A 16593-nucleotide genomic window follows, 5' to 3' on the forward strand; every position below is an offset into this window, starting at 1 on the left:
CCCAGGTTGCCGGCCAGCGGCCGGCACTACCCTGCTAGTGGCGCGCCCACCACAGCAGGCTCAGGCCGGCCAGCAGCACCAGCCCGCCGAAGCTGCGCAGGGCCGGGCTGGGCAGGTCCAGCAGGCGCTCGGCCGTGCGCTTCCAGGCGAACGGCGCCACGAACAGGAACAGGCCTTCCAGCACCGCGACCAGGCAGACGGCGGCGAACAGATCTTTCATGGGGGACTCCGGAAAAAGCACGGGGCCCGGCGTCTGGCCGGGCCCCGTGGGGTAGTGCCCTGCGACCTCAGCGGTCGTTCTTCAGGTACTGCAGGAACGGGTCGTTCTTGTCGAGCACGATCACGCCATTGCCGTCGGTCATGGAGCCACGGTAGGCCTCCAGGCTGCGGTAGAACGCATAGAACGACGGATCAGCCGAGCCAGCCTTGCCGTAGATGCGGGCCGCCTCGGCATCGCCTTCACCGCGCAGGCGCTGTGCATCACGCTCGGCCTCGGCGATCAGCACGGTGCTGTCGCGGTCGGCCTGGGCACGGATGGTCAGCGACTGCTCCTCGCCCTCCGCACGCAGCTTGGCCGCTTCCTGCTTGCGCTGGGCGCGCATGCGCTCGTACACGTCGTTGATCACCTGGCTGTCAGTCGGCAGGTCCACCTGCTTGATGCGCAGGTCGATCATCTGCATGCCGAGGCCGGCCACCGCCTCGTTGATCCCCTTCAGCTGCTCGGCGATCAGCTCGCTGCGGTCGCCGGACACCAGCTGCTGCAGGGTGCGCGAGTTGATCTGGTTGCGCAGCGAGTCGGTGATGATCGGTGCCAGGCGGGCATTGGCGATGCGCGGATCGCCGCCGGTGGCACGGAAGTAGTCACCTACGTTGGAGATGTAGCCGATGGCGAAGAAGTCGACGCTGACGTCCTTCTGCTCGGCGGTGAAGTAGCGCGCCGGCGCGGTGTCGAGCACCTGGAAGCGGCGGTCGAAGACCTTCACCGTTTCCACCACCGGCACCTTGAAATGCAGGCCCGGCTTGATGTCCGAACGCACCACCTTGCCCAGGTTCAGCACCATGGCGGTCTGGTCCTCACGGACCACGTACACCGAGCCGAGCAGGCCCAGCACCACCGCCACGATCACGGCGATCCAGATAGGACTCTTCATCGGCTGCCCTCCTCACGGCCGCTCGGTCGCCCGGTCGGGCGGCCCACCGGCCGGCCCGGATCACGGGAAGCTTCCACCGCTGCACCCGGCAGCGACGGCATCACCACGTCCGGGTTCGCCACTGCGGCCGGGGCCGAGGTGGTGGGACGGGTATCGCCGGTCATCGGCACGTAGATCAGCTGGCGGCCATCGCCGCCGATCACCTTGCGGTTCTCGCTCAGCACCTGCTGCACGGTCTCCAGCCACAGGCGCTTGCGGGTCACTTCCGGGGCGTCCTTGTACTGGGCCTGCAACAGGCTGAAGCGCTGCGCGTCACCCTCGGCCTTGGACACCACGGCCTGCTTGTAGCCTTCGGCGGTGGTACGGGCGCGCGAGGCCTGGCCCCGGGCTTCCGGCACGACCTTGGCAGCGTAGGCCTGGGCCTCGTTGATCAGGCGTTCCTTGACCTGCTGGGCACCGTTGACCTCGTCAAAGGCCGGCTTCACTTCTTCCGGCGGACGGGCGTCCTGCAGGGTCAGGCCGGTCACGGTCAGGCCGGTCTTGAACGCCTTCAGCAGTGCCTGCAGGCGCTCCTCGGCGGCCACGGCCAGCGGGCCACGGTTGTTCAGCACGGCGTTGAGGTCGGCACGGCCGACTTCCTCGCGCACCGCGCTCTGCGCCGACTGCTCCAGCACCTGGTTGGCATCGACGGTGCCGAACAGGTACTGCTGCGGGTCGTCGATGCGGTACTGGACGTTCAGCGAGACGTTGACGATGTTCTCGTCGCGGGTCAGCACCGGCACCTGGATCGAGAACGTCTTGATCTCGGTGGCGTTGACCTTGGTGACCGATTCGATCGGCCACGGCAGCTTGAAGTTCGGACCGGGCTGCAGGATGCGCGAGAACTGGCCGAAGCGCAGGACCACGCCACGCTGCTGTTCGCCGATCAACTGGAAGCTGGAGAACAGCACCAGCAGCACCACGGCCGCCACCACCCAACGCACGATGCCGCCGTCGAACAGGTCCTTCAGCGGCCCGGGCAAACCGCCCCAGCCACCACCATTGCCACCGCCGCGTGACCCGAACGGCCCGCGTCGATTGTCCTCGGGGCCTTGTCCGCCCTTGTTGCCGCCGGGTGTATTCCAGGCCATGCACGCTCCATCAAGATGTGGGCTGCGGCGCGGGCCCTTCCCGCGGCGCCAGCCGTGAAACCATTACCGATCATACAAGATGGGGCGGATCGGCAGGATCGAAAGGGGGGCAACGGGGTAAGGTGGCGTTTTCCTCGAAGTCAGGCAATGCCGATGGCCCCCACCACCCCGTTCACCGCCTTCCGCATCGAAAACGACGACGCCGGTTACCGCAGCGGCCTGGCCCAGCTCAAGGTCGAAGACCTCAGCCCCGGCCAGGTTCTGATCCGCGCCAGCTGGTCCTCGGTCAACTACAAGGACGCCCTGGCCGGCACCGGCAAGGGAAAGATCCTGCGCCGCTTCCCGCTGGTGGGGGGCATCGACGTAGCCGGCACCGTGGTCGCCAGCACCGATCCGGAATGGCGTGAAGGCGACGCGGTGCTGGCCACCGGCTGCGGCCTCAGCGAGACCCGCGACGGCGGCTACAGCCAGTATGTGCGGCTGGAATCGCGTGCGGTGATCGCCCAGCCGGCCGGGCTGAGCCCACGCGAGGCGATGGTGCTGGGCACCGCCGGCTTCACCGCGGCGTTGGCGCTGCTGCGCATGCAGGACAACCGGCAGAGCCCGGAACTTGGACCGCTGGCGGTCACCGGCGCCAGTGGCGGCGTCGGCGCGCTGGCACTGTCGATCTTCAGCCGCGCCGGCTACACGGTGCATGCGATCAGCGGCAAACCCGACCAGACCGGTTTCCTGCACGCCATCGGCGCCACCGAGGTGCTGCCGCGTGAGGCCCTGGCCGACACCGGCCCACTGCAATCGGCGCGTTTCGGTGGGGGCCTGGACAATGCCGGCGGCGCCATGCTCGCCAGCCTGCTGGCGCAGACCGCGCCCTACGGCAGCGTGGTCAGTGCCGGCCTGGCGGCCAGCCCGGCGCTGGACATGACCGTGATGCCGTTCATCCTGCGTGGCGTGTCGCTGCTGGGCGTGTCCTCGGCCAATGCGCCACGCGGGCTGCGCGAGGATGTCTGGGCGCGGCTGGGCAACGAATGGAAACCGCAGCACCTGGACCGCATCTGTACCGCCGAGGTTGGCCTTGATGGCCTGCCGGCCGTGTTCGAGCGGATGCTGGCGGGCGGCTCGCTGGGCCGCACCGTGGTGCGGATCGACTGAACGTAGCAGGCAGGCGACGGACGGCAGATGCGCCCCTCCCGCCGGTAATGAGCCCGCACTACACTGCGGGCATTACATGGGGAACAACATGGCACGCATTCTGATCGTCGACGACTCACCGTCGCAGCTGTTGGGGATACAGCGCATCGTCGAGAAGCTCGGGCACCAGATCCTGACCGCCACCGATGGCGCCGCCGGGGTCGAAACCGCCAAGGCCGAGCTGCCCGACCTGGTCCTGATGGACGTGGTGATGCCCAATCTCAACGGCTTCCAGGCCACCCGCACCCTCGCCCGCGACGAGGCAACCCGGCATATTCCCGTGATCCTGGTGACCACCAAGGACCAGGATACCGACCGCATGTGGGGCATGCGCCAAGGCGCCAAGGCCTACATCACCAAGCCGTTCTCGGAAGACGAGCTGTCCGAAGTGCTGGAGCGCGTGTTCGCCGGGCAGGGCTGAGACGCGCGCGGTAGTGCCGGCCGCTGGCCGGCAATGATGTGTGATTGCCGGCCAGCGGCCGGCACTACCGGAAGGCGTGCTCAGATCGTCTCGCCAAACGCCTTGGCCAGGTTCCGGTAGGCCTTCTTCTGCGCCTCGTCGGTCGCGGCCGGGGCCACGATCTCGATCTCGACGATCTGGTCGCCATCCGGATTGCCCGGCAGGCCACGCCCGCGCAGGCGCAGCTTGCGCCCGGCATCGGAGTCGGCCGGGATCTTCAGTTCCACCGCGCCGCCCAGGGTCGGCACGCTGATGCTGGTGCCCAGCGCGGCCTGCCACGGCGTGACCGGCAGGGTGTAGAGGATGTTGCGGCCATCGACCTCGAACTGCGGGTGTGCGGCGTACTCCACTTCCAGCAGCAGGTTGCCGCCATGGTTGCCCTGCCCCGCCAGGCGGATCACCTGGCCCGGACGGATGCCCTTGGGCACGCGCACGTCCAGCTGCTTGCCGTTGACGGTGATGCGCAGGCTGTCGCCGCTGTAGGCCGCTTCCAGCGGTACCGACAGCTTGGCGCGGGTGTCGCGGTTGGGCGCATGGCCCTGGCTGCTGAATCCCGGGCCAGGGCCGGCACCGCCGCGCTGGCGCGCGAACAGGCTTTCGAAGAAGTCGCTGAAGCCGCCGTTGGCGCCACCACCCCCGAACACTTCCTCAAAGTTGAAACCACCGGCGCCGCCGTAGTTCGGCGGCACGTTGAACTCCTCGCCCGGGCGATAGCCCTGCGCGCGCAGCTGGTCGTAGGCTGCACGCTTTTCCGGGTCGCGCAGCGCCTCGTAGGCCTCGTTGACCGCCTTGAACTTGTCTTCGGCCCCGGCCTCCTTGCTGACGTCCGGGTGGTACTTGCGTGCCAGCCGGCGGTAGGCGGTCTTGATCTCCGCCTCGCCCGCGCTCGGTTCCACCCCCAGGGTGGCGTAGTAATCCTTGAATTCCATCCAGCTACCTCGATCTGCTTCGGCCGCGCCGGTGGCGCCGCCCCGGGTTCATTCTACGCGCCGGCGATGCTACGCCGTCGCTCGTGCGGCCCCGGTGAGGCCGACTGATCCTGCGCAATGCGGTTGCCATCGCCCTGCCCCAGGCTATGGCTGGAAGCCCGCTCCGCAAAGCCTGAAGATGGGCCCTGCACGCCGGTTTTCCAATGTCTTGACGTCCCTGTCCCATCCGGCCCACTACGCTGCCCCAGCAAGGAGTTCCCCATGACCATCCATGTCGGCGACCGCATTCCGGAAGTCACCCTCAAGCGCATCCGCGAGGGCATTGAAACGCTCGATACGCATTCGCTGTTCGACGCGCGCAAGGTGGTGCTGTTCGCTGTGCCCGGCGCGTTCACGCCGACGTGCTCGGCCCGCCACCTGCCCGGCTACGTCGAGAAATTCGAGGCCTTCCGCCAGCGCGGCATCGATGTCTACTGCATGGCCGTCAACGACCCGTTCGTGATGAAGGCCTGGGCCGCCGATCAGCACGTGCCCGACGGCCTGCTGATGCTGTCCGACGGCAATGCCGAACTGACCCGTGCGCTCGGCCTGGAGCTCGACGCCAGTGCCTCGGGCATGGGCATCCGCTCGCGCCGTTTCGCCCTGTTCGTGGTCGACGGCGTGGTCCGCGCCGCCTGGGTTGAACAGCCCGGTCAATTCGAAGTGTCTTCGGCCGACTACGTGCTGGAGCACCTGCCCACCTGATCTCCCACCGCAAGAGGAAACGGCCAGCCATGTCCAGCAAGCCAGCCAAAGCCCCCAAGCCCACCGCGCAGATTCCCGGCATCAGCGAGCGCACGGCCCTGCGCGAGCGCGCCCGGCGCAACATCGAGGATGGTGCGATCACCGACAGCTACAGCGCCGACCGCAAGGTGGTGATCAAGCTGCTCAACGACGCACTGGCCACCGAGTACGTGTGCGTGTTGCGCTACTACCGGCACTACTTCATGGCCAAGGGCATGCTGGCCGACGCGGTGAAAGCCGAATTCCTTGAACATGCACAGCAGGAACAGGCGCATGCCGGCAAGCTGGCCGAGCGCATCGTGCAGCTCGGCGGCGAGCCCGACTTCAACCCGGATACGCTGACCGCGCGCTCGCATGCCGAATACAAGGAAGGCAGCGACCTGCGCGACATGGTCCGCGAGAACCTGGTGGCCGAACGCATCGCCATCGACAGCTACCGCGAGATGATCAACTTCATCGGCGACCGCGATACCACCACCAAGCGCATCCTCGAAGAGATCCTGGCGCAGGAAGAGGAACACGCCGACGAGTTCGCCGATCTGCTGGATGGGTGGATCGGGGAATGATTGCGCTGCGGATGCTCTGGTAGATGCCCACCTTGGTGGGCGCTTTGCCGTTCGCGTGCCAACCAAGGTTGGCACCCACCAAAGCGGAGCAATGCCATCCCGCCGCGCATGGCCCGGCACCTACCGGAGGACAGTGAACCGCACCTGCGTCCACGCGCCGTCCGCGGCCAAGGCGGTCAGGGTATGCGCCCCGGGATCGGCGAACTCGCGCTGCATCAACTGTGCGCCGCGGGTCTGCGCGATCCAGCGTCCATCCAGCAACCAGTCCACCGCCTGCTCGCTGCCCAGCGCGCGCAGCTGCAGGCGTACGCCATGTTCGGCGTTGGGCGCACGCGCCAGTGCGGCGCCATCATTGAGGCCATCGATGTGCAGCGCGACGCTGGCCTCCCGGCCATCATCACGGCAGTCCGGCGACAGCGCCGGCAGCTGCGAGGCGTCGCGCGTGGCCTTGGGCAGCCACGGCGACAACAGCGCCGGCCAGCGCGCGATCTCACGCGCGACTTCCTCATGCGGCAAACGGCAATCAGCGGAGACACGCAGACCGGTCCGCGCATCGGCCAGGTAACGCTGCCGCCCCGGCTGCCAGCGCCGCGCCTCGCGCTCCGGGAAGGTCGGCGGTGCGGCGCCATCGAGCAGGTAGGCTGGCATCCTGCGCTGGCACAGTGCCGCCGGCAGCCCCTCGGCACGTTCGCCAGTGGGCCAGCAGATGTCTTCCTGGCTGACACTGGCCGGCATCGGCGCGGCCGCCGAATCACCACGCTGGCGCGGCAGGCTGTCCACCACTTCGAACATCAGCGGCAGCGCGGTGACCGCGCCGTACTGGCCCGGCAACGGAGTACCGTCCGGCCGGCCCACCCACACGCCCACCGTGTAGTGGCGGGTACTGCCGATCGCCCACGCATCGCGGTACCCGTAACTGGTGCCGGTCTTCCACGCCACGCGCGGGCGGCCACCGACATCGAACGTCCCGGCGCTGTATCCCGGGCGCGGGTTTGATTCGAGCATCTCGCGCACGATCCAGCTGGCGCCCGGCGAGGCCAGGCGCCGCTCGATCATGGGCTCGTCGTCGGTATAACGCACGCGGCCGGCGATACCGCTCCGGTTGAGCGCGGCGAAGGCGCCGACCAGGTCTTCCAGGCGCGCGCCGGTGCCGCCCAGGATCAGCGACAGGTTGGGCGTACTGCCCGGCGGGAAGCGCAGCTGGATCCCGGCGTGCGACAGCCGGGCAGCGAAGCGCGCGGCGCCGACCCGCTGCAGCAGGTCCACCGACGGAACGTTGAGCGACAGCCGCAATGCGCTGGAGGCACCGATGGGCCCATTGAAGGCCATGTCGAAGTTGCCGGGGCGGTAGCTGCCGAAACTCTGCGGTGCATCGACCAGCAGGCTTTCCGAATGGATCAGGCCATCGTCCAGCGCCATCGCGTACAGGAACGGCTTGAGCGTGGAGCCTGGCGAACGCCAGGCCTGCACCATGTCCACGTGACCCAGCCGCTGGCGGTCACCGAAGGACAATGTACCGACATAGGCGCGTGCCTGCAGGGTCCGGTTGTCGACCACCAGCAGGGCCGCCGAGGTACGCTCGGGCAGCGTCGAGAAATAGCTGGCCACGCGCTCTTCCAGCGTGCGCTGCAGGCCGATGTCGATGCTGCTCTGGATGCGTGCCTGGCCCGGATGCGCCGAGTGCAGGCGCTGCGCCAGCAGCGCGGCGTGCAAGGGAGGGCGTAGCGAACGCGCCACCACGTTCTCGACGCGCGCATCCTCCACTTCTTCCGGTGTCCACGCGCCCAGCTCGGCCATGCGTGACAGCACCTTGTCGCGCGCCTTCTGCGCAGCTTCCGGATGGCGGTCCGGGCGCAGCCGGCTGGGCGCCTGTGGCAGCACCGCCAGCAGCGCAGCCTCGGCATGCGACAGCTGCGCCGCCGGCTTGCCCAGATAGGCCCAGCTGGCCGCTTCCACGCCTTCGATGGTGCCGCCGTAGGGTGCACGCTCCAGGTACAGGGCCAGGATCTGCTGCTTGCTCAGGTGCACCTCAAGCTGCACCGCACGCAGCATCTGCTTCAGCTTGCCCCACGGGGTGCGTGAGTGCGGATCGAGAATGCGCGCGACCTGCATGGTCAGGGTCGAACCGCCGGACACGATGCGGCCGCCGCGCAGCAGCTGGCCGCTGGCCCGCAGGATCGCCAGCGGGTTGATGCCCGGATGGCGCCAGAACCAGCGGTCTTCATAGGTCAGCAACGCCTGCAGGTACAGCGGTGAGACGCTGTCGATCGAGGCTGGATAGCGCCACACGCCCTCGGCATCGGCAAACGCGCGCAATGGCGTGCCGTCGGCAGCCACCACCAGGGTGCTGGTATCACGCTGCTTCGGCAGCGGCGGCGGGAAGGCGAAATCCAGCACCAGCAGCAGCGCCAGCGTAGCGGCCATGCCCCAGCGCAGCCATGGCCACAGCGGCCGCCACCGGCGGCGCAGGGCCGCCAGCCGGTTCGTCATCGTGTTCTTCATTGCGGGTTGCCAGCAGGACGGGCCGCGCCGTCGCGGCCCGTCCGCGCGGTCACGGCTGTACCACCGTGATCGTGGTCGGGTTGCTGCGGCCGACGCCGCGCAGCTGCGGCCGGTACATGTCCTCCACCAGCGGCGGCGGCACCGAGTAGGTTCCCGGCGTCACCGCGCGGACCAGGTAGAACACGTTGGCCTTGCTGCCACGCGAGAGCTTCAGCGCGGCCACGTAGCGGTCGTCGCGGAACTCCTCGTGCTTGGTATCGGCGGCCTCACCACGGTCGCTGATGGTGATGCCATCGACCACCACGTCGGCCCACTGCTTGGCATCGCCCAGGTTGAAGTTCTCGATCTCCAGGCCCGCCGGCAGCAGGTCGGTCAGCAGTGCATCGGGCATCGTGGTGTCGGCGGTGACGGTGACGCGCACGATCAGCGCTTCGCCTTCCTTCAGCGGGCGCGGCGACCACGGCTTGCCATCGGTACCGAAGTAGCTACGTTCAATACCCACTACGCTGTTGTCCGGTGCGGGCGCACTGCGCGGGATGCCGGCCACATCAATGCTGGCGAACATCGGCGGCTGCCCCTGCGGGGTGAAGCGCACGCCGCTGGCCAGCTCGCTGGCGCTGAAGTTGCGGCCGAACAGCTTGCGCTCGCCGATGGCTTCGGTGCTGCCACCGATCACCAGCTCACCGGCCACCAGCGCCTTCTGGTTGGCGGCCAGGGCCTTGCCGAGGCGGGCAATCGCCACCTGTTCCTGCGTGCTCAGCCACATCCAGCCGGCATTGCGGCGCGCATCCAGGCCACGGCCAAGATCCACCGCACGCGCATCCCAGGCGGGCTTGGCCAGCTTGTTCTCGTGGGTCAGCGCGATCATCAGTGCATCATCGCGGATCGCACTGCCGTAGTCGCCGAAGTACGACGGACGTTCGCTGCTGGACTTGGCGAAGGCCGCCGCCAGCGCGGCCTGGCCACGCTTGGCATCACCCTGCAGCGACAGCGCCACGCCCAGGTGGACCAGCGACAGGCCACCGACCGCCTTGCTGCGTTCGTTGTCGTACAGCGTGCGCAGGGTACCCAGCGGTGCACGATTGACCCGGGCCAGCACGTAGCCCGAATACGCCTGGTTGGCGAACTTCAGCTTCTCGCGATCCTCCTGGCCATAGAACTGATTGCCGCCGGACAGCAGATCCTCGCTGAGCCGGTTGAGCGCCTTCTGCAGCACGTTGTCGGGCACGGCGAAGCCGGCGTCCTTGGCATCAAGCAGGAACTCGGTGATGTACGGGGTCAGCCATGGGTTCACGTAGCCATCGTCACCCCACATCGAGAAGTTGCCATTGGCCACCTGCATCGACGCCAGGCGACCGAACGCACCTTCCATGCGCTCTCTACGGGTTTTGGCATCCAGGCCATCGGCGCCGAGCATCGACGAGGTGGCCTGGTCCAGGATCAGCGCGGCGTAACCCTTGCTGGTGGTCTGCTCGGCACAGCCATATGGATAGTTCAGCGCGCCCTGCAGTGCACTGGCGAACGGGATCGGCGGCAGCGGGCTGACCAGCAGGCGGGCATTCACCGACTCGGACATCAGGCCCTCGGTCAGGCTGTTGTCGAGGCTGACCGCGGCCAGCGGATCGAGCGTGCGCACCTGCGAACGCAGCACCTGCGGCCACGCCGCACGCACCGGCAGGTCGTAGCGGCGATCAGCCTTGAAGCCGTTGCCGTCCACCCGCACCCGCACCTTGGCCACGCTGTGGCCCTCGCGAGCCGACAATGGGAAGCTCAGCGTGGTCTTGGCGTCGGCATTCAACTGCACGCTGCGGCTGCCCTCGCCCAGGTTCAACGGGCCTTCGCTCTCCACCTTCACGTTGAACTGCCCCGGCTTGCCGGTGAAGTTCTGCACGTCCAGGGTCACGGTGCTGCGGTCGCCCGGGGCCAGCACGCGCGGCATGCTGGCTTCGGCCAGGATCGGTGCGCGCACTATGGTTTCCACGTCGCGCTTGCCGTACTGGTCATCGCTGTAGACCAGCGCCGACACGCGCAGGGTGCCGTTGAAGTCCGGCACTTTCAGCCGGATGCGGGCATTGCCCTTGGCATCGAGCTGTACCGGGCCGGAGAACAGGTCCACGGTCTGCACGCGCGCGGTCGGGCGCTTGGCCTGCGGCAATGCCTGCAGCGCCATGTCGCCGCCGAACTTCAGCTTGCCGCTGCCACCATCGAAGCTCTCGATCACCCGGCTGTAGATGTCGTAGGCATCGATACCGAGGCGACGCTGGGCAAAGAAGTGTGCACCGGCATCGGGCACCGGGAAACGGGTGATGTTGAGGATGCCCACGTCCACCGCCGAAACGGTGACGTGCGCGGTCTTGCCGGCCAGCTGCGGCGCACTGACGGTTACCGGCAGGTCCTGCTCCGGGCGCATCTGCTTGGGCGCGACCAGGCCGACGGCCACGGTGCGGCCCTTGCGGTCCATCGGCACGTGCACCACGCCCACGGCACGGGCCGGGGTGATCTTGCTCGGCGCACTGCCGCCACGGAACACCAGCGCGGTGATGTAGACGTCGTGGCGCTCCCAGTCGGCGGTGACCGGGATCTTGAAGGTCGAACCCGGCTTGGCCTCGATGTCCTGCACATACAGCATGCGGTCGGTCTCGACCATCAGGATGCCCTTGCCGGCGTGCGGCGGGGTCACCGTCACCTCCAGGGTGTCACCGGCCTTGTAACCGGTCTTGTCCAGGCCCAGCTTGACCTTGTCCGGGCGCGCATCCAGGCCACGGTTGTCATCGCCCCAGCTCCAGCCGGCACGGAACGGATAGCGGCTGGTCAGGCCGGTGGACGGATCGAACACGTCCACCCGGTACTCGCCCCACTCCACCGGGAAATCAAAGGCGACCGCGCTGTTGCCGGCATCGACGGTGCGGGTTTCCTTGTTCTCGAAACGGCGGGTGAAATCGTAATCCCAGCGGTTGTCGTTGAAGGTCCAGTGGTAGTCGCGCAGCTCGCGCACCAGGGTGATCTTCAGGCCCTTGGCCGGCTGCGGCGTACCGGCAGCATCCACGCGCATCAGCTCGAAGCGCGCATTGCCGTTGGAATCGGCGCCGTCTTCGGGATTGAACAGCGGCCGCACGCCGACCAGCGCATTGGCCGGCCACATCACCCGCTTCAGGGTGCGGGTGACTGTGCGGCCGCCGGTTTCATACAGGCTGCCGGACAGCACCACGGCGATCGGTGCCTTGGCCTTGGCCGCCTCTTCCGGCAACGCCACATCCTCACGCAGCTGGCCATTGGCCGGCAGCGTGGTATCGATCACGTCCTTGGCCTCGCGCGGCAGCTGCAGGGTCGGGTCACCGAAGAAATAGCCCGGCAGGCCGTCCACCGGCTTCTGTTCGGCAGCCACCGCCATGCGTGCGGTGAAGCGGTTGCCATCGGCCGGTGCGCCATACAGGTAGGCACCATTGGCCTGCAGGCGCAGGTCCTCACCCGGCTTCAGCGTCTTCTGCGCACTGTCCAGGTCCAGCTTCATGCGTTCGGGCAGGAACTCCTCGATGCGCAGGGTCATGCCCTGGATCGCCTCCTTGCTGGCCGGGTCGGTGCGGAACTCGACCTGCCAGCGCCCGGTCGGCGCCTCGGCGGGGATCACCTGCTCGAAATTGATGTAGCCCTGGTCGCCTGGCTGCAGGCGGGTCTCGCGGAAGGTCTTGCCGTCGGGCTGTTTCAGCCGCAGGAACACCGGTTGCGCCTTGACCGGCTTGCCGTCGTTGTCGCGCAGCAGCGCGGACAGCCGCACGGTCTCGCCGGGCCGGTACAGGTCGCGCCCGGACCAGGCATAGACATCGAACCAGGCGTTGTCACGGCCAGCCACGGCGAATTCGCTCAGGTCCAGCGCCGGCTGGTTGAACGGCAGGAAGCTGGTGTCCTTGCCACTGCTGGCAACCAGCACGTGGGTGGCATCCAGGGTGTAGTTCAGCAGCGCATTACCATTGCCGTCGGTGCTGCCCTTCAGCACCACCTCGCCCTTGGCGTCGAGCACGCGCAGGTCGATGCCCTTCAGTGGCGCGCCGTCCTTGAGGCCGGCGGTGTGCACGAACAGCTTGTCCTTGTAGGCGCGGGTATGCAGGCCGATGTCGCTGACCGAGAAGAACGCGGTGTCGAACTCGCCTTCGTAGTCACCGGTACGCTTGAGCAGGGCGAAGTACAGGCCCGGCTCCTGCAGTTCCTTGATGTCCTGGGTCGGCAGGTAGGTCAGCACCCGCTCGTTCTGCTTGCCGCCAAGGATGAAGCGGTTGACGTAGACCGGCTCGGCCAGCTTGTTGATCGGGCTGCGCTCGTAGTCGCTGCTCAGCTCCCAGCTGCCACGGCGGCCGCCGCGCTGGTACTGGCTGAAGAAGGTCGGAAGATCCTTCTCGCGCACGCGCAGGAATTCGACGTCGACTTCCGGCACGTTCACCGAGACCACCGGCAGGCCACGGCTGTCCTTGGCAGGCAGCACGCTGCCCTGCGAGGCGAAGCCAACCACCGGCTTCAGCTCGCCGCTGAACACCTTCTGCTTCAGTTCCTTGCCCAGGCGGCTGCCATCGGCGGCCAGCAGGTCCGGCGAGACCACCAGGCTGAACTCCTTGCCGGCCTCGACAAACGGGTAGCGCAGGGTCAGGCCGTCATCGGACAGCGTCCAGCTGCTGTCCTCGGTGCCGACCTTCTCCTCGAAGCGCACCAGCGTGTCGAAATCCTGGGTGCCGACCAGCGGGCGCGAGAACTCCAGCGCCAGCGACAGGCCGTCATTCTTCTGGTCCGGGTAGGCCCGCAGCAGGGTGAATTCCTTCACCTGCTCGGCCTTGGTGGTGATCGCCTCGCCACTGGCCTTGGGCAGCTGCCCGCTGTCGTTGCGGCAGCCGGCCAGGCCCAGCAACAGGCCTCCTGCCAGTACCGCCGCCGCCCATCCCCACCGCTTCCGCCGTGCCGGACCGCTCATGTCGTCACTCCTTGATCGAGGTGGCCATTATAGGCAGGCCGCGTCAAGGCGTTGGCGCCCCGGCGGTCGGAAACCCGGTTCCGCCCGGGACCCGCTAGCCGCCAACCTTGGCTGGCGCCCCCCCACATGCCAACCAAGGTTGGCATCTACCAGAGCGGCCTCACCCCGGCTGGTACAGGTCCACATAGTCGGTCACCGGCATTGCCGCCAGCGCCACCGGATCCAGTGATGCCGCCAGGATGCGCTGCTGCTGGACTGTCGGGAAGCGGTGGGCCAGGTGCCGGCGGAACTTGTCCATCAGCAGCGGAATGCCTTCCTCCCGGCGTCGGGCATGGCCGAGCGGGTATTCCACCAGTACCTCGGGCAGCTCAGTACCGTCGCTGAAGCGCACGCCCAGGCCGTTGGCAATGCTGCGCTTGTCCGGGTCCAGGTAGTCGGCGCTGAGTTGCGGATCCTCATGGCAGGCCATCTTCGCCCGCAGGGCATCGATGCGTGGATCAGCGGCAACGTCGTCCTCGTAATCCTCGGCCACCAGCCGCCCGTGCAGCAGCGCGATGGCGACCATGTACTGCACGCAATGGTCGCGGTCGGCCGGGTTATGCAGCGGGCCCTGCTTGTCGATGATGCGGATGCAGGCTTCCTGGGTCCGGATCGCGATATGCGCGATGTCCTCGACCCGCCGCCCCATCGCACGCAACTGCTGGTGCAGCATGATGGCCGCCTCCACTGCGGTCTGGCCATGGAACTCGGCCGGGTAGCTGATCTTGAACAGCACGTTCTCCATCACGTAGCTGCCCAGCGGTCGCCCCAGCGTCAGTGCCTTGCCATGCATCGACACCGCTTCAAAGCCCCAGGTCGGCGCGCTGAGCACGCTGGGGTAGCCCATCTCGCCACTGGCCGCCATCAGCGCCAGGCGCACGCCACGGCTGGTCGCATCGCCAGCTGCCCAGCTCTTGCGCGAGCCGGTGTTGGGTGCGTGCCGGTAGGTGCGCAGGGACTGACCATCGACCCAGGCCAGCGACAACGCATTGAGCATGCGCTCGCGATCCAGGCCGAGCAGCTGCGCAACCACAGCGGTGGTGGCCACTTTGACCAGCACCACGTGGTCCAGCCCGACCCGGTTGAAGGAATTCTCCAGCGCCAGCACGCCCTGGATCTCGTGCGCCTTGATCATTGCCAGCAGCACGTCGCGCACGGTCGGAGGTGGGCGCCGCAGAGCCTGCGCGTTGCGCCCCAGCCAGTCGCAGATGGCAAGGATGCCACCCAGGTTGTCCGAAGGGTGCCCCCATTCGGCCGCCAGCCAGGTATCGTTGAAATCCAGCCAGCGCACCATCGCGCCGATGTTGAAGGCGGCCTGCACCGGGTCCAGCACGTAATGCGTACCCGGAACGCGCGCGCCGTTGACCACGCTGATGCCCGGCACCAGTGGACCAAGCAGTTTGCTGCAGGCCGGGAACGACAGCGCTTCCAGGCCGCAGCCCAGCGTGTCGAGCAGGCAGTGGTGCGCGGTCTGGAACGCCAGCGGTGAGTCGATGCGCGCGTCGCGCACGTAGTCGACGATGCCCACCAGCAGCGCATCCCACGCTGCACGCTCGTTGGATGGGGTGTGGCTGTCGGACATCATCGATCTCCTCGTTGCGGTGCACGGTCGCCCGTGCACCATGCCAACCAAGGTTGGCATCTACCAAAGCAATCTGTCTCTGCGGCCCGGTAGTCGCCAACCTTGGTTGGCGTTCACCAACGCATCACTCGACCGGTACCCGCACCTTGCCTTCCATCAGCACGCGGGCGCTGCGGCTCATGATGGCCTTGGTCACCGTCCATTGGCCGTCAACGAGACCGGCCTGCGCACCCACGCGCAACGTGCCGGAGGGATGGCCGAAGGTCACCGCTTCGCGTTCGCTGCCTCCAGCAGCGCGATTGACCAGCGTGCCCGGAATCGCTGCCGCGGTGCCGATCGCCACGGCAGCGGTACCCATCATCGCGTGGTGCAGCTTTCCCATCGACAACGCACGCGCATGCAGGTCGATCGCCGAGGCCGGAATGACCTTGCCACTGGACGACACGTAGTCCTGCGCCGGTGCCACGAAGGCCACCTTCGGCGTGTGCTGGCGGGTCGCCGCATCTTCCAGGTTCTTGATCAGCCCCATGCGCAAGGCGCCGTAGGCGCGGATCTTCTCGAAGCGCTCCAGCGCCCCCTTGTCCTCGTTGATCGCAGGCTGCAGTTCGGTGCCGGTGTAGCCCAGGTCGGCCGCATTGAGGAAGATGGTCGGAATGCCGGCGGTGATCATGGTCACCTCGAAACTGCCCACGCCCGGCACGTCCAGGGTGTCGACCAGGTTGCCGGTCGGGAACATCGCGCCCGCATCGCCGTCATCGGACGGATCGATGAACTCCAGCTGGATCTCGGCGGCCGGGAAGGTCACGCCATCCAGCTCGAAATCACCGGTCTCCTGCACTTCGCCATCGCGCATCGGCACGTGGGCGATGATGGTCTTGCCGATGTTGGCCTGCCAGATGCGCACGGTGCACAGGCCGTCGCGTGGCACGCGGGACGGATCGATCAGGCCGTTGGCGATCGCGAACGGACCCACCGCAGTGCTGAGGTTGCCGCAGTTGCCGCTCCAGTCGACGAAGGCGGTGTCGATCGAGACCTGGCCGTACAGGTAGTCCACATCGTGGTCCGGCACCGACGCGGTGGAAATGATCACGCATTTACTGGTGCTGGAGGTGGCGCCGCCCATGCCGTCGGTCTGCTTGCCATACGGATCGGGCGAGCCGATCACGCGCATCAGCAGCGCATCGCGTGCGGCGCCCGGCACCTGCGCGGCGTCGGGCAGGTCCTGCAGGCGGAAGAACACGCCCTTGCTGGTGCCACCGCGCATGTAGGTGGCGGGAATACGGAGTTGCGGGAGGAAAGTCATGGA

The 16593-nt window shown here is 67.6% G+C and carries 12 protein-coding genes; 4 read left to right on the forward strand and 8 right to left on the reverse strand.

The annotated features are described in order from the left end of the window. Positions 1 to 34: 34 nt before the first annotated feature. The 3 genes from ACEPA4_RS14925 to hflK form a co-directional block, all read right to left on the reverse strand. A complete protein-coding gene (locus ACEPA4_RS14925; protein ID WP_065185447.1) occupies positions 35 to 220 on the reverse strand; it encodes a DUF2065 family protein in 186 nt (61 codons plus the stop codon). Between the two features lie 67 nt (positions 221 to 287). Next, entirely contained in the window at positions 288 to 1151 is an 864-nt protein-coding gene (hflC, locus tag ACEPA4_RS14930) for a protease modulator HflC (protein ID WP_005414169.1), read from the reverse strand. Then, positions 1148 to 2281, reverse strand: coding sequence for an FtsH protease activity modulator HflK (hflK, locus tag ACEPA4_RS14935; protein ID WP_005418335.1), 1134 nt, complete (start codon positions 2279 to 2281; stop codon positions 1148 to 1150). Before hflK ends, hflC begins: the two co-directional genes overlap by 4 nt. A gap of 153 nt (positions 2282 to 2434) precedes the next feature. On the opposite strand from hflK, the gene ACEPA4_RS14940 reads away from it, so the two are divergent. Together ACEPA4_RS14940 and pilH are read left to right on the forward strand one after the other, a co-directional pair. Then, positions 2435 to 3430 (forward strand): YhdH/YhfP family quinone oxidoreductase, encoded by a 996-nt coding sequence (locus tag ACEPA4_RS14940; protein ID WP_374082879.1) that lies wholly within the window; start codon positions 2435 to 2437, stop codon positions 3428 to 3430. A gap of 88 nt (positions 3431 to 3518) precedes the next feature. Further along, complete coding sequence (pilH, locus tag ACEPA4_RS14945) at positions 3519 to 3890, forward strand: twitching motility response regulator PilH (protein ID WP_005410644.1); 372 nt, start codon at positions 3519 to 3521, stop codon at positions 3888 to 3890. 80 nt (positions 3891 to 3970) lie between these two features. On the opposite strand, the gene ACEPA4_RS14950 is transcribed toward pilH, so the two are convergent. Continuing rightward, positions 3971 to 4858 carry a DnaJ C-terminal domain-containing protein gene (locus ACEPA4_RS14950; protein ID WP_005418339.1) on the reverse strand — a complete coding sequence of 296 codons (888 nt, stop codon included), beginning with the start codon at positions 4856 to 4858 and terminating at the stop codon, positions 3971 to 3973. A gap of 261 nt (positions 4859 to 5119) precedes the next feature. Between ACEPA4_RS14950 and ACEPA4_RS14955 the strand changes: the two genes are divergently transcribed. Together ACEPA4_RS14955 and ACEPA4_RS14960 are read left to right on the forward strand one after the other, a co-directional pair. Further along, complete coding sequence (locus tag ACEPA4_RS14955) at positions 5120 to 5602, forward strand: peroxiredoxin (RefSeq protein ID WP_005418341.1); 483 nt, start codon at positions 5120 to 5122, stop codon at positions 5600 to 5602. A 29-nt stretch (positions 5603 to 5631) separates the two neighbouring features. After that, entirely contained in the window at positions 5632 to 6207 is a 576-nt protein-coding gene (locus ACEPA4_RS14960; protein WP_005418343.1) for a bacterioferritin, read from the forward strand. A gap of 120 nt (positions 6208 to 6327) precedes the next feature. On the opposite strand, the gene pbpC is transcribed toward ACEPA4_RS14960, so the two are convergent. The 4 genes from pbpC to prpF all read right to left on the reverse strand — a co-directional run bounded on the left by pbpC (position 6328) and on the right by prpF (position 16590). Beyond that, complete coding sequence (gene pbpC / locus ACEPA4_RS14965) at positions 6328 to 8709, reverse strand: penicillin-binding protein 1C (protein ID WP_065178219.1); 2382 nt, start codon at positions 8707 to 8709, stop codon at positions 6328 to 6330. Positions 8710 to 8758: 49 nt separating this feature from the next. Next, positions 8759 to 13666, reverse strand: coding sequence for an alpha-2-macroglobulin (locus tag ACEPA4_RS14970; RefSeq protein ID WP_374082880.1), 4908 nt, complete (start codon positions 13664 to 13666; stop codon positions 8759 to 8761). Between the two features lie 160 nt (positions 13667 to 13826). Beyond that, positions 13827 to 15287 (reverse strand): bifunctional 2-methylcitrate dehydratase/aconitate hydratase, encoded by a 1461-nt coding sequence (locus ACEPA4_RS14975; RefSeq protein ID WP_139727501.1) that lies wholly within the window; start codon positions 15285 to 15287, stop codon positions 13827 to 13829. A 124-nt stretch (positions 15288 to 15411) separates the two neighbouring features. Continuing rightward, a complete protein-coding gene (prpF, locus tag ACEPA4_RS14980) occupies positions 15412 to 16590 on the reverse strand; it encodes a 2-methylaconitate cis-trans isomerase PrpF (protein WP_065196951.1) in 1179 nt (392 codons plus the stop codon). Positions 16591 to 16593: the final 3 nt, after the last annotated feature.

The organism is Stenotrophomonas sp. P2112 (assembly GCF_041897515.1).
Classification (GTDB): domain Bacteria; phylum Pseudomonadota; class Gammaproteobacteria; order Xanthomonadales; family Xanthomonadaceae; genus Stenotrophomonas; species Stenotrophomonas sepilia.